This is a genomic window from Haloarcula mannanilytica (genome assembly GCF_005406125.1).
Lineage (GTDB): Archaea > Halobacteriota > Halobacteria > Halobacteriales > Haloarculaceae > Haloarcula > Haloarcula mannanilytica.
In genome coordinates this window covers 35,771-59,107 of the sequence record NZ_BIXZ01000009.1, presented here as the reverse complement: position 1 = coordinate 59,107, position 23,337 = coordinate 35,771, and the positions used below count along the sequence as shown (strand labels likewise).

Annotated in this window: 24 protein-coding genes, 1 tRNA gene and 1 pseudogene; 14 read left to right on the top strand and 12 right to left on the bottom strand. The window is 57.6% G+C overall.

All coding sequences use genetic code 11. The features are described 5' to 3' along the window. Positions 1-80 precede the first annotated feature (80 nt). Positions 81-653 (top strand): CPBP family intramembrane glutamic endopeptidase, encoded by a 573-nt coding sequence (locus Harman_RS17810; RefSeq protein ID WP_225935436.1) that lies wholly within the window; start codon positions 81-83, stop codon positions 651-653. A 109-nt stretch (positions 654-762) separates the two neighbouring features. On the opposite strand, the gene Harman_RS17805 is transcribed toward Harman_RS17810, so the two are convergent. The 3 genes from Harman_RS17805 to Harman_RS17795 all read right to left on the bottom strand — a co-directional run bounded on the left by Harman_RS17805 (position 763) and on the right by Harman_RS17795 (position 2,672). Next, a complete protein-coding gene (locus tag Harman_RS17805) occupies positions 763-948 on the bottom strand; it encodes a DUF7333 family protein (protein ID WP_137685088.1) in 186 nt (61 codons plus the stop codon). A gap of 283 nt (positions 949-1,231) precedes the next feature. Further along, positions 1,232-1,984 (bottom strand): DUF7260 family protein, encoded by a 753-nt coding sequence (locus Harman_RS17800; protein ID WP_137685087.1) that lies wholly within the window; start codon positions 1,982-1,984, stop codon positions 1,232-1,234. A 103-nt stretch (positions 1,985-2,087) separates the two neighbouring features. Next, a complete protein-coding gene (locus tag Harman_RS17795; RefSeq protein WP_137685086.1) occupies positions 2,088-2,672 on the bottom strand; it encodes a plastocyanin/azurin family copper-binding protein in 585 nt (194 codons plus the stop codon). Between the two features lie 187 nt (positions 2,673-2,859). Here Harman_RS17795 and Harman_RS17790 point away from each other — a divergent pair, with 187 nt between their 5' ends. The 6 genes and pseudogenes from Harman_RS17790 to Harman_RS17760 all read left to right on the top strand — a co-directional run bounded on the left by Harman_RS17790 (position 2,860) and on the right by Harman_RS17760 (position 8,728). Further along, positions 2,860-4,284: a cytochrome ubiquinol oxidase subunit I gene (locus tag Harman_RS17790; RefSeq protein ID WP_137685085.1), complete on the top strand. Its 1,425-nt coding sequence runs from the start codon at positions 2,860-2,862 to the stop codon at positions 4,282-4,284. Further along, positions 4,277-5,281, top strand: a complete 1,005-nt coding sequence (cydB, locus tag Harman_RS17785; protein WP_137685084.1) for a cytochrome d ubiquinol oxidase subunit II — start codon at positions 4,277-4,279, stop codon at positions 5,279-5,281. Before Harman_RS17790 ends, cydB begins: the two co-directional genes overlap by 8 nt. Positions 5,282-5,675: 394 nt before the next feature. Continuing rightward, positions 5,676-5,750: transfer RNA gene (locus tag Harman_RS17775), tRNA-Glu, on the top strand. An 860-nt stretch (positions 5,751-6,610) separates the two neighbouring features. Continuing rightward, positions 6,611-7,306: a ZIP family metal transporter gene (locus Harman_RS17770; RefSeq protein ID WP_137685082.1), complete on the top strand. Its 696-nt coding sequence runs from the start codon at positions 6,611-6,613 to the stop codon at positions 7,304-7,306. Positions 7,307-7,401: 95 nt separating this feature from the next. Further along, a pseudogene (locus tag Harman_RS17765) lies at positions 7,402-8,051 on the top strand (IS6 family transposase). A 92-nt stretch (positions 8,052-8,143) separates the two neighbouring features. Beyond that, positions 8,144-8,728 carry a plastocyanin/azurin family copper-binding protein gene (locus tag Harman_RS17760; protein WP_137685081.1) on the top strand — a complete coding sequence of 195 codons (585 nt, stop codon included), beginning with the start codon at positions 8,144-8,146 and terminating at the stop codon, positions 8,726-8,728. A gap of 151 nt (positions 8,729-8,879) precedes the next feature. Here the strand turns inward: Harman_RS17760 and Harman_RS17755 are convergent, their stop codons facing one another. Next, positions 8,880-9,953 (bottom strand): sodium:calcium antiporter, encoded by a 1,074-nt coding sequence (locus Harman_RS17755; RefSeq protein WP_200830973.1) that lies wholly within the window; start codon positions 9,951-9,953, stop codon positions 8,880-8,882. Positions 9,954-10,345: 392 nt separating this feature from the next. Here Harman_RS17755 and Harman_RS17750 point away from each other — a divergent pair, with 392 nt between their 5' ends. Beyond that, on the top strand, positions 10,346-11,377 hold the full coding sequence (locus Harman_RS17750) for a hypothetical protein (protein ID WP_225935438.1): 1,032 nt from the start codon (positions 10,346-10,348) through the stop codon (positions 11,375-11,377). 77 nt (positions 11,378-11,454) lie between these two features. Next, on the top strand, positions 11,455-11,607 hold the full coding sequence (locus Harman_RS21650) for a hypothetical protein (protein ID WP_200830978.1): 153 nt from the start codon (positions 11,455-11,457) through the stop codon (positions 11,605-11,607). A gap of 62 nt (positions 11,608-11,669) precedes the next feature. Here Harman_RS21650 and Harman_RS17745 read toward each other — a convergent pair whose 3' ends face one another. After that, on the bottom strand, positions 11,670-14,204 hold the full coding sequence (locus Harman_RS17745; RefSeq protein WP_137685079.1) for a heavy metal translocating P-type ATPase: 2,535 nt from the start codon (positions 14,202-14,204) through the stop codon (positions 11,670-11,672). Positions 14,205-14,529: 325 nt separating this feature from the next. On the opposite strand from Harman_RS17745, the gene Harman_RS17740 reads away from it, so the two are divergent. After that, complete coding sequence (locus tag Harman_RS17740; protein WP_137685078.1) at positions 14,530-15,438, top strand: cation diffusion facilitator family transporter; 909 nt, start codon at positions 14,530-14,532, stop codon at positions 15,436-15,438. A 312-nt stretch (positions 15,439-15,750) separates the two neighbouring features. Here Harman_RS17740 and Harman_RS17735 read toward each other — a convergent pair whose 3' ends face one another. Then, on the bottom strand, positions 15,751-16,152 hold the full coding sequence (locus tag Harman_RS17735) for a CopG family ribbon-helix-helix protein (RefSeq protein WP_137685077.1): 402 nt from the start codon (positions 16,150-16,152) through the stop codon (positions 15,751-15,753). A 101-nt stretch (positions 16,153-16,253) separates the two neighbouring features. On the opposite strand from Harman_RS17735, the gene Harman_RS17730 reads away from it, so the two are divergent. After that, positions 16,254-17,045, top strand: coding sequence for a HoxN/HupN/NixA family nickel/cobalt transporter (locus Harman_RS17730; RefSeq protein WP_137685076.1), 792 nt, complete (start codon positions 16,254-16,256; stop codon positions 17,043-17,045). An 82-nt stretch (positions 17,046-17,127) separates the two neighbouring features. Here Harman_RS17730 and Harman_RS17725 read toward each other — a convergent pair whose 3' ends face one another. The 5 genes from Harman_RS17725 to Harman_RS17705 form a co-directional block, all read right to left on the bottom strand. Then, the gene (locus Harman_RS17725; protein WP_137685075.1) at positions 17,128-19,410 is read right to left on the bottom strand and encodes a copper-translocating P-type ATPase; all 2,283 of its coding nucleotides are present in this window, start codon (positions 19,408-19,410) and stop codon (positions 17,128-17,130) included. 132 nt (positions 19,411-19,542) lie between these two features. After that, the gene (locus Harman_RS17720) at positions 19,543-19,740 is read right to left on the bottom strand and encodes a heavy-metal-associated domain-containing protein (RefSeq protein WP_004594582.1); all 198 of its coding nucleotides are present in this window, start codon (positions 19,738-19,740) and stop codon (positions 19,543-19,545) included. 146 nt (positions 19,741-19,886) lie between these two features. Further along, positions 19,887-20,282 carry a hypothetical protein gene (locus tag Harman_RS17715; protein ID WP_004594583.1) on the bottom strand — a complete coding sequence of 132 codons (396 nt, stop codon included), beginning with the start codon at positions 20,280-20,282 and terminating at the stop codon, positions 19,887-19,889. Positions 20,283-20,419: 137 nt separating this feature from the next. Then, positions 20,420-20,695 (bottom strand): DUF7521 family protein, encoded by a 276-nt coding sequence (locus Harman_RS17710; protein WP_004594584.1) that lies wholly within the window; start codon positions 20,693-20,695, stop codon positions 20,420-20,422. A gap of 3 nt (positions 20,696-20,698) precedes the next feature. Further along, the gene (locus tag Harman_RS17705) at positions 20,699-21,049 is read right to left on the bottom strand and encodes an ArsR/SmtB family transcription factor (protein WP_137685074.1); all 351 of its coding nucleotides are present in this window, start codon (positions 21,047-21,049) and stop codon (positions 20,699-20,701) included. Between the two features lie 114 nt (positions 21,050-21,163). Between Harman_RS17705 and Harman_RS17700 the strand changes: the two genes are divergently transcribed. Then, positions 21,164-21,724: a DoxX family protein gene (locus tag Harman_RS17700; protein ID WP_092817279.1), complete on the top strand. Its 561-nt coding sequence runs from the start codon at positions 21,164-21,166 to the stop codon at positions 21,722-21,724. A gap of 30 nt (positions 21,725-21,754) precedes the next feature. Next, positions 21,755-22,153 (top strand): SHOCT domain-containing protein, encoded by a 399-nt coding sequence (locus tag Harman_RS17695; protein ID WP_049986209.1) that lies wholly within the window; start codon positions 21,755-21,757, stop codon positions 22,151-22,153. 11 nt (positions 22,154-22,164) lie between these two features. On the opposite strand, the gene Harman_RS17690 is transcribed toward Harman_RS17695, so the two are convergent. After that, on the bottom strand, positions 22,165-22,614 hold the full coding sequence (locus Harman_RS17690; protein ID WP_092817280.1) for a universal stress protein: 450 nt from the start codon (positions 22,612-22,614) through the stop codon (positions 22,165-22,167). A 184-nt stretch (positions 22,615-22,798) separates the two neighbouring features. On the opposite strand from Harman_RS17690, the gene Harman_RS17685 reads away from it, so the two are divergent. Further along, complete coding sequence (locus tag Harman_RS17685) at positions 22,799-23,299, top strand: CBS domain-containing protein (protein ID WP_004594590.1); 501 nt, start codon at positions 22,799-22,801, stop codon at positions 23,297-23,299. The last annotated feature ends 38 nt before the right edge of the window (positions 23,300-23,337 follow it).

Below are 23,337 nucleotides of genomic sequence, written 5' to 3'. Positions count from 1 at the left end.
CTATCGTAATCCTTGCCGTCGGGACGGTCGTCGGGTTGTTCGGAGTCGACCTCACGTCACGTCCAGGCCTCAGACTGGTTGTGAGCACGTTCTTCCTCCAAGGAGTGACGTTTGGGGGCATCGCCGTCCTCTATCTCAAAGGCCGTGATCTCGGATTGCGATTCGTCCCAGTTCGTCTCCCTGACAAGCGTGATGGGGCGGTGATTGTCGGGGGGAGTATAGCGATCCTGGGGTTGCTCTTTGTGGCGTCCTCAGTAATCACGGCCCTCGGTCTGAACTCGGCTCAGAATCAGATCGTCGAAGTCGGGCGACAAAATCCGAGTGTATTCCTTCTTCTCATCCCGCTCCAATTCCTATTGGTCGGTCCGGGAGAAGAACTGTTGTTCCGGGGCCTCGTACAGGGTACCCTACGTGAAAGTCTCCATCCGGCTCGTGCAATTATCCTCGCAAGCGCTCTGTTCGCATCGATCCATCTCTTCTCGTTGTCAGGGGAAGGCAAACTGGTGTACATCGGTATCGCATTCGTCCTAGCCTTAGTACTGGGAGCAGCGTACGAGTATACGGACAACCTCACAGTGCCGGCTGTGATTCACGGGACGTATAACGCGGTGCAGTTCGCAGGGGCCTATCTGACGGCGACGGGCGGACTCTAAAACAGCCGTCGCTAGGACTGCGTACCGGTCATCGAAATAATCTGAATCAACACAGCTGGCGGCTAGCATGGATCGCAACCCCGCGGATTTCGGCTACTGGGTCGGCCTGTTATGGACTGGCGCGGAACTCGCCATGTTTCATTCCCAGGAAGAACGCGATGACCGAGAAGATAATCATTGAGGGCAGAACCATCATGAAGACTGTCGAGGAAGTCATCACGGTCGTGAGCGCAATCGCCGCGACGGCGACAATAACGACGAGGGGAGCCACCGAGCGCACGAAGTCGAATTCCATATGTACTGTTGTGACCGGATAGACAAAACCGTTAACAAAGTAGATTTGCTGGAAACCGGAACTAACACGGTGTAAGCGGAAGCCCACCCCTTCACAGTAATTGCTGGGGTCGATTATCTAATATGTTCGACACCCACTCACGCCGATTCTGAAAGCCGTGCACCCGGTGCACGGGGTCCTTCGATTCCAGCGCCCAGTTTGCCAGCACTAATCGCAGCCAAATCAGCAACTACTGTTCAGCCATGGGAGGACATCAAGACTGAGTAGGAGGTGAAAGAGAGAACTACTCATATTGGGAGATGATCTCCAAGAGATCGACAAACATCGCCAACACCGGATAATCAACCTCCAGACCCTCATAGAGATACGAACAGAGGTCAGTGTAGGCATCCACGTCTGCCGACCGATCGATTCGATGAGCGTGGATTACCTCCTGCCGTTGCTGGATCCAACTCTTACATTCATCAGTCAACGTGTGAAGCGTGTCGTATCGATCGGTCAGTTCAGTATCTGAGATTCCCTGTGATTCCGTAGAATCAAGTTCTGCTATCGCCTCTCGAATCTCTTGAACTGTAGATTGCGCGTCTTTGAGCGTAGTGAATTCAGCCTTGAGCGTCTCCAGAAAGACCCGGCGGTTGTCAATACACTGCTGTGCGGCCTCGAGGAGTCGTTGTTTGATGAGCGGTGAGAACGTAGTCGCTTCTGAAATGAGAACCAGCACATCGACCCCGAACTCGGCACTGAGGCTCGCCTCGAACGAATCACCGTACACGTCGCCGTAGTGGTCGACCGCCATCACAGTATCATAATACCACGGCTCGATAGTATCACGGATCGACTTCTCTTCGGATGTCAGGCTCTGATCCACTCCAACAACGGACCGTTCGAACCGAGGAGTCTGTGTGTCGGCAGTCTGAATACGCTGGCGAAACCGTTGGAAAGCTTGACACTCGCGCTCGACCTCGCGTCGTTCCTGCCGAACACTATCGAGGGCAGCATCCGTGTATGTCGGCCACGAGCCTTGTGCGAGCGTCATCGGCAGCGTGTGTCTCCATACTGTAGGTCCGAAGCACAGTCGATGTCGGCCATATAGTGTACAAGTGATTCCGGAGCGCACAGCTCGCAGTGTACGCGGCCGCCTACCCGGAGAACGAGCTGTACGAGACGCTGCCTTGATCGACGATGGTCTGGCTTTCGGGAACGTCTCCGTCCGGCGGCATACTCCCCTCCGCGGGACCGCCGGGTTCGCCAACGACAATCCGACCAACCATCCCCAGGGACTTGTGCGGGATACAGAAATAATCGTACGTGCCCGTGGTCTCGAACGTATGCTCGTACGTTGCGCCTTGTTCACTCAGAACCTCGCTGTTGAACGCTTCCGCTCCGTCGGGAATCCGCGTCACCTCTGCTGAACTCGTTCCTTGTTTGTAGGCAGTTGCTGAGTGACTCCCACTCTGGATTTCGAACGTGACTGTCTCCCCGGATTCGACGAACAGACCGATGGGATCGAAATAGTACTCGCTCCCTTCGGTGACCATCATAACCGTGTTCGATCCCCCCGCGCCACCGGCCGTTTCTCCTCCCGAACCGCCGGTCGTCTCCTCAGTCTCGGTCGTAGTCGGCTCACCGCTACCATCACCGTTTCCAGAACTACAACCTGCGAGACTGGTTACGCCACCTGTTGCGAGAATTCCGGCTGTCTTGAGGACCTGTCGACGCTCCATACTCACTAATCAAATCCCCCAGTATAAGGGTCGAAGGCGGATTCCCAATACATAGGACACCGCCTTCATTTGACGTACCGAAGTCGCAAAGTCGGAGTGATGGCATTCTATCCGACAGGGGTCCATTTTTTACCCGATCTGCGAATCATCGTTCAGACCAATAACGACATCTGTCGAGGTGAGACCGGTGGTTGATCCCGTTCTTGCGAGCCGACTCCAGTTTGCGCTCACCACGATCGTTCACATCATCTTCCCAGTGATGAGTATGGGCCTTGCACCGTTTCTCATCTATTTCACATGGAAAGAGATTCGGACCAAACAGCCGGTGTACGAACAGCTTCGTCGGTTCTGGACACGAATATTTGCGGTCAGCTTCGTCGTTGGAACGGTAACCGGACTCGTCCTCGAGTTCGAATTCGGAACGAACTTCGCCGCGTTCTCAACGACCGCGGGGGAGCTGTTTGGCGGCCCGCTCGCCCTGGAGGGAATGATGGCATTCATGCTTGAAGCCACGTTCCTCGGTATCTTCGTCTTTGGACGGGACCGGGTGTCTGACCGGCTGTACTTCCTGTCGAGTATCGCTGTCGGGCTCGGCACCTGGCTCTCAGCCGTCTGGATCCTCATCGCGAACTCGTGGATGCAGACGCCGCGTGGGTTCGAAATTGTCGTAGAGAACGGCAATCGAATTGTGAAGCTTACCGATCCGCTCGCGGCCTATCTCAACCCACGATTCCCTTATATGTTCATCCATATGCAGAACGCTGCTGTCGAGTCGGTCGCGCTCTTCATGGCCGGCGTTGCCGCCTACTACGTGTTCCGTCACCACGTCTGGGGGTATCCGATTAAACACATCGATTTCTGGGAGAAGACGCTCAAAATCGCACTCGCTGTCCTGCTCATCACGGCCCCACTGCAAGTGATTCAGGGTGATGAGTATGCCCGCCACGTCTCCGAAACCCAACCACAGAAATTCGCCGCGATGGAAGCCGTTTGGGAAACTGACTCCTACGTCCCCGAGTATATCGTCGCGTTCCCCACGGACGTTAATGACCTGCTGAACCCCCGTACAAAAGATCTCTTTGGCATCGGCATCCCGGGTGGCGCATCCTGGCTCGCGAGTGGAGGAAACCCACAGGCAACGATACGCGGCCTCGAATCCTTCTCAACGAAAGCTCCACCAGTGGCGATCGTCTTCTGGGCGTTCCGGATTATGGTGGCGCTCGGCTTCTGGTTCATTCTGCTGGCCGTCTGGGGCGTCTATCGATGGTGGCGTGGCGAACTCTTCGAGGATGACCTGCTGCATAAGGCGTTGATGGCGTCGTCTCTCTTGGGATTCGTCGCCGTAGAGGTCGGATGGATCGTCACCGAAGTCGGGCGACAACCGTGGGTCATTCAGGGGGTAATGAGGACGAGTGCCGGCGTCTCTCCGAGCCTCACAGGCGCCGAAGCAACGTTCACGCTCCTCGGATTCGTTGCTGGGTACATCCTGTTATTGAGCCTCTACACATACGTCGTCGGTCGTATCATCCGAGCGGGACCACCACCCCGGGACGAACTCACGCAGAGTGATGCTGCCCACATCCAAGAGTCAGAGGTGACGTCCGGTGACTAATGTCGAATCGCTGGCTACGAAGCCCTTATTCGGATTGCCGCTCGCCGAACTCTGGTTCGCGCTGCTGTTTTTCATCTTTGGGATGTTCCTCTTTCTCGACGGCTTCGACTTCGGCGTAGGCGTCCTGTTTGCGACCCGTAACGACGATCACGAGAAAGAACAGCTGTTGGCGGCTGTCGGGCCGTTCTGGGACGGGAACGAGGTCTGGCTCGTCGTCTTCGGTGGGGCACTATTCGCGGCGTTTCCGTCCGTCTACGCGAATCTCTTCAGCCGGTACTATCTGTTGATGTTCGCGATTCTAGCCGCACTCGGTCTCCGAGGGCTTGCTCCAGAGATGTACGAGGAGCGTGAAGACGACCGCTGGCGGACACTCTGGGGCTATTCGTTCGTCATCGGGAGTACCGTGACACCGTTTCTGCTGGGGCTGTTCGTGATGAACTGGCTGGTCGGAGCGACCGGCCTCATCACCCCAGTGGGGGTCCTCGGTGGTGTCACAGTCCTTGTCCTCACGATTGTCGATGGTGCGGCGTTCCTCGGCCTGAAAACCCGTGGCGCTCTGCGAGATGAGATGCGAGACTACGGTATCCGAGCTGCCGTGGGCTATCTTGGTATCGCGATCATTACTCTCGGAGTGATATATGTCACTGAGCCAGGGCTGCGCTCCTCGTTCCGTTCGATCACCGTCGTCGCACTTGTGATGCTCACTGCTACCCTGACGGGAATCTATACCGTCGCGCTCCGTAGACGTCGGTACTACGCCGCGTTCGCGGCGACAGCCACACTCGTCTTCGGACTCGTGGGGCTTGTCGCAACCCTTCTGTTTCCCTTCGTGGATCGGACCGCAGGACTCACCGTCCGAGAGGCGATTATCTCTACGCTTCCACTCAATATTATGTCGATCATGGCGAGCGTGCTGCTCCCGATCGTCCTCGGCTACTTTGTCGTGCTCTATTCAGCGTTCAGTGGTCCCGTCGATACCGAGGAAACCTACGGATGAGACGTATAATCAGCCAACGGCGTATCGTTGAGTTGCGTGGACAGAGTGAAACAGAAAATCAACATCGCGTCCTAAATATGGTACTCTGAACCGATGACATCGACACAGCCCAATTCGGAACCCCGATTGCTGTCTCGGATCGTAGTGACGTGGATCGAACTCACGGTCATCGGGTTTGGAGGAGGTGCAATCGGTACATCGATCGGTGGCCCACCAGGATTGATTATTTATTTCGTCACGACCCTCCTCTCAGTTGGTATCCTCTTCTACAACGTAAACGAACTCATCAAACATTGGGTGGTTTCCTCTGCAGACACCAGATAGTCGTCTGCGTCGTCGGATTCGATGTCGTGAAGTGAGTGGGTTTAACTGGATTGGCCAGTGAGCTCAAAATGCTCCATTGGTGTAGCTCGGCCAATCATCTCGGCATCTCACGCCGAGGACCGAGGTTCAAATCCTCGACGGAGTATTCTCGACCGGTCACCGACGAGGAGAAGAAAAGTCTCCCAAGAACGAAGTGAAATGGTTGGTTGACCGATGTACAGATTTGGGTCAAGAATATGCTAACTTCTTTGCGAACTAACCTTACTCGATGCACCGTTGTCGAACTCGTCGTTATCATGTTTCCGGTCGGAGCCGGTCTGGTGTTGGGAGTCAGCTTGTTTTCACTCCCGATAGTGCTCCTTGGGTGGTTTGGGAGTGGATTGGCCGGACTCATAATTGCACTCAGCGCGAGTCGAACATCGAAGAGTGATTACAGTCTCGTACAGTGGCCACGGCCACAGACACCGGGAGACATTCTGATTAATGGAATCGCGTACAATAGCGTGGTACTGCTTGGTACGGTTCTCGCACAGGTGGTGTGGCTCGCCTCGAATAGCCCACTCTTTGGCGTCGGGATCGGCGTGATATTACCGCTCTGGTTTCTCAAGCATATTCATCTCCTGGTGTTTCTGGGCGAGTCGTAATTGGTTCAGAGTATCCTGGTTGCACCAAGATACGCGCCGCCGAACTGAACAGCGTTGTACACTCCGTAATAAGTGACGGAACGGCCAAATTGTCCGTCAACTCGTAGGTTCCGTCGAGTACAAGGGGGCAAGTACAAACACGATTTCTTACGGAGATCCGTTTGCACTCTTCCGAGAGTGACCGCAGATAGACCAGGGGTCTGGAGGAGTCCTCACGGAGAGAGGGTAGATTTTCGCGCTACGGGACGGGATACTGCTAAAATCCTCGATAGCGGAGTAAGGGCTTTCCGAGTCAAACCCGAATTATGGGTAGGTCAATAGCGTGGCCACCAGCTATCTGACAGCGCTCCTATTGAGTTCGATGCCGGCCCTTGGGAACATCTCCGGTGGGCTCGTCGCCGAACGGTTCGAGATCTCCGGCGATACACTCAGCTTAGCGCTCCACGTTGCGGCGGGCATTATCCTCGCTGTCGTCGGTATCGAGCTGCTTCCGACGACGTTGGAAGCCGACCCGCCGTGGCTCGTGCTCGTCGTTTTCCTCGCGGGAGGATTCTTCTCGATCGGTCTTGACAGTCTCACAGACCTCATCGCCGCTCGAACCGGCGGGGGACGTGCAAAGTCAGGTGCCTGGGGTATTTTCGCCGGCGTCGCCGTCGATCTCTTTAGCGACGGCGTGATGATCGGAGCCGGGTCGACGATTTCGCTAGGTCTTGGACTCCTCCTCGCACTCGGTCAGGTTCCTGCCGACATTCCAGAGGGCTTCGCCACGATTGCCACCTTCAAATCGAAGGGCATCCCGCGGCGAACACGGCTACTGTTATCCCTCTCGTTCGCACTTCCAATCTTTCTCGGTGTCACCGTCGGGTACTGGCTCGTCCGTGGTCAACCTGCGATCGTCAAGTTCGGACTGCTCGCCTTTACGGCCGGAATCCTGCTCACGGTTGCCGTCGAGGAGATCATTCCCGAGGCACACAATGAAGGTGAGGCCCGTCTGGCTGCCGTCGCACTCGTGGGAGGATTCGCCCTGTTTACGCTCATCTCTATCTATTTGGAGTAGTCTCGACCTTCAGTTCTTCAGATATTTACTGAATTCGTCACTGTCTAATTAAGCCAGTTTGAGAAGTGAGCAGGTCGTTGAGTTAGTTGGTCAAGATGCTCGCAGACCCGCTCAGCGAATGCTTTGCGGCGGATTTAGAAGAAACTCGGGAGTGTTCGCCGTCCGGCTTCACTCGACCGGTTGTTCACTTAGAGAGACAACAATGATTCTCTCTGAATTAGGTGTTGAACGCTCTAATAAAGCTGTTTGGCAGTGGGTACATAGGCTGGCTGACAGCGTTCCCGACCCGCCTGAGGCGCAGCCGAAGCGGGTCGCCGTCGACAAAACCGCTGTCAAAATTAACGGTGAGTGGTCTTGATTATACGCTGCAATAGACCTCGACACGAAACTCATTCTTGACGTGGCGTTGTTCGGACGCCATGGCACCGATCCAGCGGCTGCGTTCCTGTCTGGACTTCGTGAGAAACGCGATTTCTCAGACACGACGTTTCTCGTTGATCAGTTCGGATATCGGACTGCCCTTGTTCGAATAGGATTGAACAGTCAGGTGGACTATACCGACCGAAAACTCATCGAAAAATGGTTCCACACGCTGAAAATGCGCCTCGACTATTTCCATACTTCGTGGGTGGGCAGTCGGCGGAGCGTTCGACAATAGATTGCTCTGTTTGCACATTATTATAACCATCTCAGACCGCACCAATCGCTTGCTGATCGAACATCGGTCGAGGAGGTCCTAAACTAGACAGTGCCACGTTCACATTGAAGTAAGGCTGAAACACGGATTTCGACGTATGTACCACATTCACTATTGACGCATCGTGCGTAGTGGTGTCTATGACCGAGGAGCAGGAGAACCATCCTGTATCACGGCGGGGGGTACTTCGGGCAGCTGTTGGGGGAACTGCAACGGTAACGGCGGCTTCAACCGAAGCTGCCGCCCAGGAAACAACGATTGACATGAACGACAACCTCGAATTCGTCCCCGCCGAGGCGCAGGTCGATCCGGGGACGACAGTCACTTGGGAGAATGTTGGATCCATCGAACATAGTGTCACGGCCTATGAAGACGAAATTCCCGACGACGCGGAGTATTTTGCGAGCGGTGACTTTGACAGCGAATCATCAGCTCGTGATGCGTATCCGGATGGCAGTATTGGAGGTGATGGAACGTACGAGCATACGTTCGAGACGGAAGGAGAATACGGGTATTTCTGCATTCCCCACGAATCTGCGGGCATGACGGGGACAGTAACTGTCGGCGGGGGCGGTGGCGGTGATGGTGGTGGCGGTGGTGGTGCACCCACTCTCCCGGATAGCGCAAAGACGCTCGGAATCGTCGCAGCGGGTGCGATGAGCGCAGTGCTCGGCCTTGCTTACTTCTTTATCAAATACGGAGGAGACTACGGTGAGTTTGAGTGAAGAGATGCGGGACAGCCGACACCAGGCGTACATACGTAGAACGAAGCGGAATACGGCAAAACAAACGTCGCCAATTTCCAGTATTTGGGGATCGAATCGGAACTCCACCGTATCTTCTGGAGATTAACGATTTCGGGATGACAAGCAAGTACTAGAAGAGATTTAATACACTGAGGGCCATCACGCCGATATATAGGAAGTAAAAGGCATCGAACAGCAAGACCTGCCAGTGTGTGAACCCGTGTTCGGTCGCTCCCCAGTGGGTCAGCCCCGCGTACACGGCCGGCATCAGCGCCACGAATAACAGATTCACCCAATAGAGTTGAAAGTCCTCGATCGGAACCGTGACGAGTGCGAGCGGCACGAACGCTACGGTCATCGTGACCGCGTTGTCACCGATAACGCTCGTCGTCCCGGCGGTGACCTGACCGCTTCTGACGACGCTCCACGTCGCGAACATCTCGGGGATCGCTGTTACGATCGCCGTCACGAATAACCCGCCCACGAGCCTCGAGATCCCGAGTGCAGCCACGATGTTCTCCGTCGAGAGAACGATACCGTACGCTCCCGACGCGAGGACGACCAGCCCGGCACCGGCGAGGCCGAGTTCTTTCTTGGTCCACTGCACGTCCTCCGACTCGGAGCGACCCCTGAAGAACGCCTGGCCCAGATATGCGAGGTAGGCTGCCCCCATAATCCACCCATCGATGGGCTGGAGTCCCCGCCCGGATTCCGGCAGCGTGAGGACGGCGACCAGACCGAGGATGCCGAGATACGGCAGTATCAGGACGGTAACGGCCTCCTTCTGAATCCGAAGGAGATTCTCCTGGCGGTGGCGACCGTGCGTCGCTGTTTGACCGCCAGACGACGTGCTTCCCTGTCCACCGTCGCGACGTGTATCTTGCCCCTCCGTTTCGCCGCCAAGGTCTCGCTTCCGCGAGGCGACGTAGGCGATAGTAACGATGAGTGGAATGGAGACGATGTTCGACCCGAGCATCATTCCCAGCCCGATGTCGGAGACACCGCGATAGGCACTCGTGACGTTGATGCCGATTTCGGAGCCGGCGGCAGCGATCCCGACGAGGGCACCACCTGCGACCGCGGTCAATCCCAACTGTCGGCGGAGCTTCTTAATTGGATGCGAAAGTTGTTCGGCACCCCAGTGAGCAGCGAAGACCCCGACGACCAGAATGACCGCCCACAGCCACGGACTCAGCTGGACCATACCTGTCGAACGGAGATACGTGCCGGGGATCCATAGTAGGTGGGTCGGACTAGTGGTAGAACGTGACGACGGTATAGCATCCGGTGGCGTATGTTTCTCATGGGGCTCCACAGAAGTGGCACACCGTCGTCTATGGGGTGACGCATATCTCTCCGAGTGGCTCTCTCGAATCAGTCAGGTAGAAGTGGCTCCCTGTCCAAGACCGAATAATGTCACCGGAAGAGCCTCAACCACGGGAGGGTTCCTCCCGTGGACAGACCCCTCAAATCGGAGGGTCTGTTCGGCCACTCTCTATACTTCTCGCCGCGATTGTTACGCTCACTCAGATTCCCGTCGCATCCGCCCACGGTACAACCGGAAGCGGTGGACTCTCGCAAGGACACGGACTCATCTTGGCACTGGTCGGTGCCGCCATCCTCGGCGGGTTTATCCTTCTCAAACGGACAGATCGTATCACGCCGACAACCGCTCTGTACGGCGTATTCGTCGGGATAGCTATCACTGCGCTTGGAGCCGTTCTCTTCGAGGGGCTCTCCCCGGATCCGACGTACACTGCGAGTTCGATGCCGTTCCCCCGAGCGTGGTATCAGCCACTGGCCCTGCTGAGTGGCTTGGGCATCATGGTCGCGAGCTTCGTCATTGGGTGGCTGCGCTGGCCATCCCGCCCACGGTACACGTTCCTCGGCATCCTCATGGGATTGTGGATCTCGTACCCCTACCTTCTCCCAGAATTGGCAAGGGATACACATCCACTTGGGTACGCTATCGTCCTCGGCACGCCAATTCTGATCGGCTATGTCATCTGGAAGGACGCAGGGGGTGTCATTCGCGCAGTTATGCGTGATCCGGTTGCGCGTCGCTTCGGCATCGGCGTCGGTGTCGTATTAGCATTCTTTTTTGTTACCGTGACGGGCTACCTCTCGTTTTTCCCCGAAGAAGGCTTCCCCGAGGAGGTGACGGTCGTCGTTCTGCCCGCAATCTATCAGCTGGTATCGTGGCCCACCCTCGAAATCGCGATTCCGCATCTCCCGTTCGTACACATCCCGTTCTTCCTAGCCTTGTCACCTGGCCAGGTCATCGTCGTCGGGATGCTGAGCGCTCTCATCGGGTTGAACGCCGCTCTCATCGCGCGTCACTGGCGCGTTGAGGAACGGGCTGGTATGACCGAAGGGACCGCCGGGAGTGCTGCAATCGTCGGGACGTGTACCTGTGGGTGCTGCGGGCCACTCGTCGCGAAGATCGCGGTGCTCGCTGCCGGGCCATCGATTGCTGCCCCGCTCTACTGGGTATTCGTCGATTCCGCTTCGCCGCTCAGTGCGGTATTCATCGTCGGAAGTCTCCTCTTGTTTACTGGCAGTCTGCTCTACTCGGTCCAAACAGCCCGACAGCCCGAGCAATCGGCTGCCATCATCCCAGCCGACTGAAATGCCGAATCTGCCGTGAGAACGCGGTTTGAGCGAACGTCTCAAGATGGGAAGGGAAAAGTCGACAGTACGTGTTTTTGGGACTAGCAGCGGTACTGATCGTTGTCGGCACACTCGGAACCGGCATTCTCCCGTCGACCCCGTTCTACCAGATCCTCTCTGGAGGCATCATCGTCGCAGGCTTTGCGGTCGGGCACACGGGCCTCCGTGCCTTCGAATTTCTCGAATAAACCACGAAGGCCGTCTTCATCCGATCACAGCAGGTATCTGCCGCTTCGCGGGGTTGGAGCCGCTACTCGTTAAGCAGGTCTCGAAACGAATTCGCCGCGAGAAGACCGCCAGTCACCACGACCGCTCCCATCGCGAACACTGGATTCAGCAACCCCGCCGCCGCAAGGGGGATCGTGATCCCATTATAGAGCAGCGATAGCCCATTGTTCTGTTTGACACGCCGACGTGCTGCATCTGCGAGGTCGAACGTCGCCTCGACCGCCGCAAGGTCGTCATCGACGATAGAAATATCCGCGGCATCGGACGCGAGCGCGGTCCCACCGCCGAGCGAGATACCCAGATCGGCCGTCGCGAGCGCCGGGGCATCGTTCGTTCCATCACCGACCATCGCGACCTGTCCCTGAGACTGTAGCCGCCGAATCGTCGCAGTCTTGCCCGCCGGCGGAACCCCTGCAAACACGTGGTCGACTCCGGGGTGAGTGCCGAGGAAGTCAGTGGCGGCCTCGTCATCGCCAGTCAGGACGACGATCTCCATATCACGGGCACTCAACTGCATGAGCGTGTCGTCCCAGCCCGCTCGTGGCTCGTCGCCCACGACGATGACACCCTCCGCACGACCATCACGACCGACGATAACCGGAAGCTGCCCGACGTCACGGGCCGCTGTCACCCGAGTTTCGAGGGCATCGCTCACCGACCACTCTAGATCCGCAAAGAGATCGAGATTGCCCGCGAGAACTCGCGTGTCGTCAACAACCCCTTCGACGCCGGTCGCGTGGCTCGTGAACTCGGAGATGTTACGTGCTCGCTCGCGGTCGTCTTCATTCGCGACCCCACCATCGGCTCTGGGACCCTCGCCAGCTTGCCCCTCTTGAGCGAATGCGGTCACGATCGCGTCCGCCGCCGGGTGCGATGCTCGCTGCTCCAGGTCTGCGACGGCGGCCAACAGATCTGCCGGTGCATCCGCCTCAAGAACCTCCATCCGACCGGTCGTGATGGTACCGGTCTTGTCGAAGACGACGACGTCGACGTTCCGAAGGCGCTCGAAGACAGTTTCGTCGAACACGACGATGCCGCGGTCTACTGCCTCCTCGATACTCGTTGCGACGGAGAGGGGCGTCGCGAGCCCGAGTGCCCATGGACACCCGACCAAGAGCACTGACAACGCCGTCAGGACGGCGAGCAGGACGCCAGCCCCCACCACGAGTGACCAGCCGCCGGCGAGAACAGCCCCACCCACGACGACTGGAATGACGAACGACGCGAACCGGTCGGCCTGTCGCTGGACGCCGTGGTCCCCACTCTGGAGATTCCAGACCGACGTGATGAGTCGGTCGATACTGCTGGATGCACTGTCACTCACCGTGAGGACAGCGGCGCCGTTCGTGACGACCGCGCCGCCGACGAGGTCGTCACCCGCTCGCTTCAGCACCGGGAGCGATTCGCCCGTCACAACCGCCTCGTCGACCGTACACTCGCCCTCGGCAAGGACTCCATCGACCGGGATACGTTCGCCCTCACGGACGAGCACGCTCTCTCCTGGTTCGAGGTCATTCACGTCGACCGTCGTCGTGGTCCCATCGGCGTCATATCGTCGGGCGTCAGTAACCCGCGAGATGGTGAGGTCCGTCAGGCAGTCCATCGCCCGCTGCTTGCTCAGTGATTCGTAGAAGATCGCAGCGACCACACTCGCGGCAACCACGATCGTCAGGTCGTAGAAGACGTCGATCCGCCCGAGGAGAAACGCGATCGTGCTGTACACGTAGGCACTCACGACGGGGAGTGCGACGAGCAGATCCGTATTCGGCTGTCGCATCTTCAGACTGACATACGCACCCTGTAAGAGCGGAAGGCCGGTGAACACTAGGACCACACCCGTCAGGACAAGAAAGAGCGGCAGGATCAACAGGCCATCTCCACCGCCAATCCCGGACGCACTCGCGTACATGTCCAGCGTCCCATCGCCGAAGAACGACGAGAGCTGCGCTGGATAGAGGAGCACCGCGTACGGCAGGAGCATGAACGTCCCGAAAATAACGCCCGCAGCGTAGCGAAACCCGAGTACCTCGTCGATGTCTCGGCCACCCGTCTCGTCTTGCCGCCGCGACTGGCCGACGACAGTCGTCGGACCATCACTGCCACCGTCACGACGCGTTGCCGTATAGCCCAGCGGACTAAGCGCGTCACAGAGAGCATCCGCCGAGATGCTCGTGGGATCGTACTCAACGCGAATCGTCTCGGTTACGTAGCTCGCTGTAGCGTCAGTAACTCCCGTACAGTCTTCGGCAATCGACTCCAGATAGGTTTCACACGTCGCACAGTGCATCCCCTCTACGTGGAGAAATACCCGTGACTCGGCCCGCTCTCCGTGGGTGTCTGTTTCGCGTTCATCAGCGTCATCGTCAGCACCGGGCCCGGCCGTGGGTCCGTGTGTCGTCTCCGGGCGACTGGAATGCTCCTCGTCACCGAGGACGCGCTGGACGTCCTGACACCCGGTAGAACAGTAGACGCCGCCGTCTTCATCCGCGACTCGGTCATTGGGGACAGCACCACCACAGAGCGCGCACGTGGCAGGTGATGAATAAGATGGAGACATAGCTGATCACCACCGGTGAGAAGAGGTACAGCCTCGACCGCGGAACGTGGATACCGACCTCAGTCGAACGGCCATTACTGGGGGTACAGATGCATCGATATTAATGCTGTTCGGAGAGAGCGGTGCAGTCGCTCGAGGTCCTAGTGGGCTCGGGTTAGGATACGTTGGGTCAACTATCTATTGCATAGGTAGGTACAGTTATATAAAGAGCCTCTTGGTTACCCGTTGACTCTCAACGCACCGTGAAAAGTTTAGATTGAATCAAAAACTCGATTATACGCGCCTAATGAGGCCTCTTATGTGGATGTAGCAGTATCGCTATATTATGGCGGATTCACGTGTAGCCTTTCTCAAAGTCTCTTGGGCAAATGTTCTGTTAAATGCTCTCAAAATTGGTGTCGAGGGGGCACTCGGGATCCTCACAGGAAGTCTCGCCCTTACTGCCGACGCAGCGCACTCCGTTGCAGACCTCCTTGCAAGCGGTGTCGTCTTGATCTGGGGCCAGTCCGTCTATGAGGATGCAGACCAGTCACACCCCCACGGACACAACCGATTCGAACCCCTCTCCGCGCTCTTCGTCGGTGGCATGCTCGTTCTCCTCGGACTCAAACTGCTGTACGATGCGGGTCACTCAATTCTAACTGGAGTGACCGCTGAGTACAGTATTTGGCTTATTATCGGGCTCCTGTTTGCACTCGGTGATATGTACGTCTGTTACTGGTATACCCAATACAAGAATCAGGAACTCCAGCTCCCGAGCCTCCGCGCGCTTGCTGCGGACAGTCTTAACGATCTCTATACGACTGGTGCGGCTCTGGTGGGTGTCCTCGGTATGGCAGTTGGTTACCCAGTTTTTGACCCGATTGCAGGCGGCATCGTGAGTCTACTCGTTATCCACCAAGGCGTAGATATCTCGCGAGAGAATATTCAGTATCTCGCCGATAGCGCTCCTCCGGAATCAGAACAGGAAGAGATCAAGGAGCGCATCCGGGAACACTCTGCTGTTCATGGTATTCACGATTTTGTCGCGTACTACTCTGGGCACATGATCGAAGTCGAGTTTCACGCCGAAGTCGATCAAGAACTATCGGTGGTCGAAGCACATGACGTTGAATCAGAACTCCGCCGGCGCGTCCGTGAAATCGAGCCAGTCGCTGATGTCCACGTCCACCTGGATCCGGCAGGGCTCGGAGAGTGGAAAGACGCTGATGAATCAACCACCTCTCCCGCATGAACAACCCTCGATACGGCAAACTGCAGGCTCTCTCCCTGAACTAAAACACATAACCCGGTCCCCGATCCAGTAGAGTCTCCATCGCGCCGAATCTCTGTAGCGCCGGTGATGCATCGCCTCGTGTGTCATACGCATCTATTGACTCTCCGTCTCCTCATCACCAAGGACGAGATAGACATCCCGATATCCCATACAGCAGAAGACAACATTGTCTCCACCTTACGCGGTCGTCGGAGACAGTCCATCGCAACGTGCGCATATGAGAGACACGTATCGATAGGAGTGCTGATTGGAGCAGACGACTCAGTCGCTCTATTCCGTGGAGAGTTCCGGTTGGAGGAACATGACGTTCACGCGGCCGACGGCATCGAAATCACGGAGTCGGTACACCAACTCCCGGATTCGAGCTGCGGATCCCTGACAGAAAACCGTCTCGAGACACCACTCCCCGTGGTGCATGTGTTGTGTGGTGCCGATGACATCCTCGAATTCGTGCTGGACGGTATGGAGTTCGCCGATGACGAGTGTGTGCTCATAATCGAACGCCAGCGCCGCGACGGCAGGACCTTCTAACCCTTCGAGCTCTGTGTGGCGCTCGATGTATTCGTGAATCGCCTCGCGGACGGCACGGGAGCGTGATTCCAATCCTTCGTCTTGCCACGTCGTATCGAACGATTCGAGAACCTCTTGCGGAATGTTCAAACTCGTTCTCATATCTAAGCCATAGACGGCGCTCCTCAAGAGTGTCATTATTACGAACTCCCGAATCGGGTCATAACAACCGGTATAAGCGATCTCATTCTGCTATCGAGTAGATGGCAAACGGAATTCTCGGACTCGCACTCGGGGCAAGTGCTCTCGGTCTCACTCACGGGCTCGCCCCGGGCCACGGATGGGCGATTGCAGCGAGTTACGCGCTCGACAAACAGAACAAATGGTTCTACGGCGCCGCATCGAGCCTCATTCTCGGGATCGGACATCTCATCAGTAGTATCGCGATGGTAGTCGTGTACTTCTGGGCGCTCTCGTACTTCGACCTCACCCAGATCAGCTGGATGAACTACGTCGCTGGAGCGTTACTCATTGCCCTCGGGATCTGGCAATACTTCAATGGACATGATCACACCGCGCCGGATGACGATGACGACCACGGTGACCATCACGAGCACGACGGCCACGATCAAGATCACGCCCACCACAGTCACGATCATTCCCACAGCACCGACGATAATCAGGGGTGGATCGCTCGAGTTCGGCGGGCCGTCCCGTTTGCCGGCCAGTCCGACCATTCACACTCTCACGATCACCTCGACGAGACGCCAGATCGCGGGCTCTACGGCATGGCAGCCCTCGCGTTCGCCCTCGGATTCACCCACAACGAGGAGTTCGATATTATTGCGATCTGCACCGGCTCGACCTATTGCCTCGAACTGATGCTCATCTACTCGCTGGCCGTCATTACGTCACTCGTCGGTGTGACGCTGGTACTCGTGGCTGGCTACCAGCGTTACGAGGATCGGCTTGAAGACTACGCCGAGTACCTGCCAGCATTCACGGCGACGATCCTCATCGTGATGGGTACGGGATTCATTTTGGGTATCTTCTAAGTCGTAAAAACGGCCTCCTAGTGCCAGAAATAATTATCTATCCGAAAGATTTAGCCTTACGTGAATGACGAGAAAGCACTTCTCAGTCAGCAGATTGAGCGTCAGTAGGTGGAGTCGCACTTGGGAGCTCGGGGAGGGATAGGTCGACGCGCCGGAGCAACTGCGCATTAATCGCGACGATCACCGTACTCAGCGACATCAGAAGCGCACCGACAGCGGGAGACAACAGAATCCCGATCGGTGCCAACACGCCTGCTGCAAGCGGAATCGCGAACACGTTGTACCCCGCCGCCCAGACGATGTTCTCTTGCATCTTCCGGTAGCTCGCCTTACTGAGTTTCACGAGCCGAACGACGTCCATCGGGTTGTTCTGGACGAGGATGACGTCCGCCGACTGGACCGCAACGTCGGTGCCACTCCCGATGGCGATGCCGACGTCGGCCCGTGTCAGCGCCGGCGCGTCGTTCACACCGTCGCCGACCATCCCCACGAGCTTCCCCTGGTCCTGGAGTTCCTGGACTTTCTTGTCCTTGTCTTCGGGGAGTACCTCCGCGAACACCGTGTCGATGCCTAGTTCGTCGGCGACAGCGTTGGCGACGTCCTGGGAATCGCCAGTTAGCATCGCAACCTCGATGCCCAGATCGTGGAGGGCGTCAACGACGCGGAAACTCTCCTCACGGATCACGTCGGCCATCGCAACCGCGGCGATCAACTCTCCGTCACGAACGAGATACACCACTGTCTGGGCGTTCTGGCCGGCCTCGTCAGCGAAGCGCTGGAGATGGTCGGGGATCTCGCTATCGAGTTGGGTCAACAGGTTCGGCCCACCGACGTACACCTCGTTTCCGTCGACGTTTGCGCGAACCCCTCGGCCTTTGATCGCCTCGAAGGCGGTCGCGTCGGGAGTAGTTAGGTCTCGCTCGTCGGCGGCCTCGCGAATCGCTCGCGCGATCATGTGCTCGGAGTCGCTCTCGACGGCTGCCGCCAGCCCGAGCGCGTCGTCCTCGTCGACGCCGTTGACGGTCGCCATATCCACGACGCCGTGTTCGCCCTCGGTAAGCGTCCCTGTCTTGTCGAAGATGATCGCGTCCAGATTCCGTGCGTCTTCCATCGCGATGCGGTCGCGAACGAGCATCCCGTTGCGAGCGGCGAGCGACGTGTTGATCGCGACGACCAGCGGAATGGCGAGCCCGAGGGCGTGCGGGCAGGCGATGACGAGCACCGTCACGACTCGCTCGATGACGGTCGCGTCGAACGAGACCGCGACGGTCCACGCAATCGCCGTCACGACTGCCGCCCCGAGCGCGACGTAGAACAGCCAGCCTGCCGCCCGGTCGGCCAGTACCTGCGTCTTGGACTTGCTCTGCTGGGCTTCCTCGACGAGACGCATGATGCCCGCCAGCGTCGTCTCCTCGCCCGTCGCGCCAACACGGACGCGGAGACTACCATCGCCGTTGATGGTGCCGCCGATGACCTCGTCGCCAGGCTCCTTCGAGACGGGCTTGGACTCGCCAGTGATCATCGACTCGTTGACGTCCGAATCACCTTCCTCGACGGTGCCGTCAGCAGGGACACTTGCGCCCGGCCGGACGAGCACGAGATCGCCTTCCGAGAGCTCCCTGACGGGAACCTCCTCGGTTTCTCCGTCGTCGGTAATACGCTCGGCGGTGTCTGGCATCAGTTTCGCCAGTTCGTCGACCGCGCTGGAGGCCCGCCGGACCGACCGCATCTCGATCCAGTGGCCCAGCAGCATGATGTCGATCAGCGTGACGAGTTCCCAGAAAAACGCAGACTGCGTCGGGAAGACCACGCTCGCGAGACTGTAGACGAACGCGACGGTGATCGCCATCGAGATCAACGTCATCATCCCCGGCGACCGGTCTTTCAGCTCCGGCACCGCCATCTGGAGGAACGGCATCCCACCGTACGCGAAGACGATGACCGCGAAGACGGGGTTGATCCACTCGCTGCCCGGGAACGCGGGGACGGAGAACCCGAGCCACTCCTGCAGCATTTCGCTGTATAGCAGGACTGGGATCGACAGGAGCGTCGAGACGAAGAAGCGCCGGCGGAACATCTGCTCGTGGCCCTCGTGCATCCCGCCATGCCCCTCACCGTGGCCCTCATGGGAACCGTGGCCGTGCCCGTCGCCCTCGTGTCCAGCGTGCTCGTGCTGCTCGTCGAGCACCGTCTCACTCTCCGCAGCAGGGTGTGCCTCTTCTTCCAGTAGCTCCTGTTCTACCCGCTGCTCGTCCGACTCGGCGTCCGATTCATCCTGCTCGCCGTGTTCGTGCTGGTGACTGCTGTCGTCCTGCTGGTGTTCCCCTCCAGGGGGATTCTCATTTGTATCTTTGTGGTCGTCCATAGCCCATATTCTCTGTAGAGGTGGATCCGCTGGCCCCCTGAATCTTCCCCACTGAAACTGTACAGCAGGACCAGCGTAGCGAAGCTTCAAAGACAACGGTTGGCCGTTGTCTCGGAGTGGTCCGCGCGATTCTCAGGCGTAAGCGGTGTACCCGGCGTCTTCGACGGCCTCCACGAGAGCTGTGACATTTGCCTCACCATCGACGCTCGCCTGTTCGCTCTCCCTGTCGACGGTCACGTCAGTCACGCCGGATACCTCTTCGAGGGCCTCTTCGACCGTCTGCTCACAGTGACCGCACGTCATGCCTTCCACGATGATCGTCGTCGTCATACAGGGATACACACGGCCTCCTCTCTTTAGCGGATTTCCCCTTCGATCATACTGATATCGTGGGGCTCAAACTTTAGATTCAAAGTGATACCTGCGGCCGTAACGAACTAGACATCGGATGCGCCAGGTGTCAATAGCGAGGTGGCTCAAGTATCGTTGTGACGCTCTCTGTACGTCTTCGCCGCTAAAAAGACATAGAGTGCGCCGATAGCCCGAATGCCCAAGCGGAATCGCTCGTTCCATTCTATCGACTCTGGACGCTCGTACAGGAACGCGGTGGCAAATCTCTGATACAGGTCGGGAAATAAGAGGACTATCGCACCGAACACGCCGGTAAGATTCATCAGCAATGCGTATGCTCGCCCGTTAAAGAGTGAAAGCGCAGCTATCAGAACACCCTCCGACCGGACTGCTGGACGTATCCACCCTCTCACTGTTCCCTCGTCTGGATTCGAAATGGCGAGTTTCTCGAAGAGCTCGACGATTTCGTCCGGGAACAGCGCTGAGATAGCGCCGAGGACACCGACGAGTGTTCGAATCATACGATATGGTACGACCGATATGGATATAACTCCCACTGCGACGCTACACTATCGAGAACGAGGGGAGTCCGAACAGTAGCGGCTTCGAACCGGGCACGACGCGCAGAGGCCGCTTGTCGAATGGGCGTCCTGAATCCTTATGGATTCGGGGCATACAGGGCGTAGAGGATAGACAGCATCCCGGCTGCGGTGACGAGTGCTGCGACGAATCCTGCTTCGAAGATCGACACCTGGAGGAGTTCGAAGAGGACGCCTTCAAGGAGGCCGCCAAGCCCGACCAATGCGAAGCCGGCGGCGACGTACAGGAGTAACTGCGTGTGATGTCGTTGGTACCCGCGATAGGCCTGATATGCGATGACCAGTGCTAACGCGGTCGTGAACAGTTTGCCGATGACGAATAGCGTGTGGTCCATGATTCAGTCTCCCCGCATTTCCTCGAAGATGGTCGTAATCCGGTCGGCGGGGTCAGGCCGGATGTCGATGTTGACGTCGAAGCCCTCCGCCTGCAGGAGGATTTCGATGCGTTCGAGGCGCGCCTCATACTCGCTGTAGTGCCGTCCCCCGGGGTCGACGTGCGTATACTCCTCGAGGAGGCCCTGCTCGACGAGGCGGGTGACACGGCGCGAGACGGTCGGGCGTGACATGTCACATTCCTCGCTGAGCTCCTTCGCAGACAGGCGGTCGGTCTTCGTCGCCACGAGGATGTCGCGGGCGTACTCGTCGTCGAGTGTCGCGAAGATTTCCGACGGGTCGGCCTCCTCAGTCACACGTCTCTACTCGCGACAGGAGCGTAATATAGCCCGCCGATTTTCTGACCCAGAACGCCGGCTCGCCGTTATATCGTCTCTGCCTCCGTACTGATAGTTGAAGGTGCAATAACTATGTCCACACTCGACTCCGGCATGAATCAGCTCGAGAGCAGAGTCGGCGGTCTGACCGTCGGCGGGAAAGTTCACAGTCTCAGTGCGTGGTTCGTGCTCGCGCTCCGTCTCATGATGGGCTACGCGTTCGCGTACTCCGGGTTCACGAAGATCACCGGCGAGTTCGCCGCGGGCGGTTACCTCACGAACGTCGCGGCGACGAACGGCAACCCGCTCGCGGGGATGTTCGCGTGGATGGGGAGTACGCCGTGGTTCGTCGAGTTCGCGAACGTGGCCGTCCCGTGGGGCGAGCTGTTCATCGGCCTCGGCCTGCTCGTCGGCGCGTTCGTCCGCCTCGCGGCGTTCTTCGGCGCGCTCATGATGCTCATGTTCTACTTCGGGAACTGGGACATGAGCCACGGGTTCATCAACGGGGACTTCGCGTACATGCTCGTGTTCCTCGCGGTCGCCGCGTTCGCCGCGGGCCGCATCCTGGGCCTCGACCAGTACATCGAGAACTACGACGTCGGTGGCGAGACGCTCGTTGAGCGCTACCCCGCCCTCGAATACATCCTCGGCTAACCACGCCGAACTCTCTTCAGGAGTACAATAATGCAAAATCCAATTCAAGCACGCGGGATTCGTTCTCTGGGACTCATCGTCATCGGAGCACTGACGCTAGCCGTCATCATTGGAATGACTCTGACGCACGCTGCTGTTCCAGATACAGTGATGTGGGACTGGCATGACGGGATGTGGAATGATGGTCACATGGCCGGGTGGGGAATATGGAGCTGGGGGATGATGTTGATCGGTTTGCTGTGGATGGCACTTCTGATCGCCCTTCCCGTCTACATCGTCTACTGGCTGACAACGCGGTCGCCATCGGACGGCCCCACCGAGGATAGCGCACTCGCTGTCCTCCAGGAACGGTACGCTCGCGGCGAAATCGACGACGAGGAGTTCGAACGCCGGCGCGCCCGACTCACGCCTGACGGCGGCCGTTACTGACTGTTCTTCCCCTATTCGTCGACTTCCGTCTTCACGACGGTCGCTGGGCGGGTCGTCAATCGAAGGACGCGGTCGGTCACGCTTCCGAGCAAGGCCCGGTATTCTTCCGGCCGGTGTTTCGTTCCAAGTACAAGTAGATCCATATCTTCGGCATCAGCATACCGTACAATCGTCTCAGCCGGTCGGCCGTGCTCAATTGCTTTGACAACATTGACACCGACCTCCTTCGCTTTATATTGGATGTCTGCGATTGTTTCCGTTCCAAGTTCTTCGAGGCCATGTTCTGGGCCTTCGGCTTCATCAACGTACTCGTCACCGCTGTATGCTGTTACGACGTCCTCATCGACCACATACAGAACATGAAGATCGGCATTATGGGCCTCTGCTAGCGCGATAGCATGGGATTCAGCTTCCTCAGAAGCAACTGTCCCGTCAGTCGAGAGCAAAACCGTATCGTACATTTCTCTTTACTTATTGAGACTAGATTATAAAAGCCAGCGCTCTTGGATAGTGGCGTAGTTGGTAACACTTTTTGTAACTTCACAAAGTTTGGAGATTGTCGTCTCTCACGGTTGAAGAGTGGAGGATTTCTATGACGACCAGCTGATGCTAAGCTATTTCCTGTTATGAGTCGTACTGATTAGCATGGGTACCAGACCAACTGACCTCCGGATGGATATTGGTCGTATTGCTGATGAGTCGGTCGCCCGTGTCACGCCTGACGCCACGGTTGCCGAGATCGCTCACACGATGATCTCCCAATCGCGGTGTGCCAGGTACGTGGTCGTCGAAGAATCCGATCAGATCTCTGGTATCATCACCGATCGAGACCTGATTGCTAACCTGCTCACCGAGGAAAGCGAGTTAAGTGTGCTCACAGCCGAGACGAGTGGAGACGACGTACGAGCTGCTGACGTGATGACGCGTGACCCACTTACTGTGCCAGCAGATGCTGAGATTCCAAAAGTCCTGAGACAAATGAACGAAGCGGGTGCTCGACACGTCCCGGTTGTTGAAGACGGGAGCGTTATCGGGATGATCACTCTGGACGATTTAATTACGCATGTTGCTGGTGAGAGCGCACACGTTTCAGCTCAGATGGATAACGTAGCGGGCATCATCCGAACAGAGTCTACGCACGATTGAAACGCTAATTTGGACTCAAAGTTTTTCGTGTTGCTTGT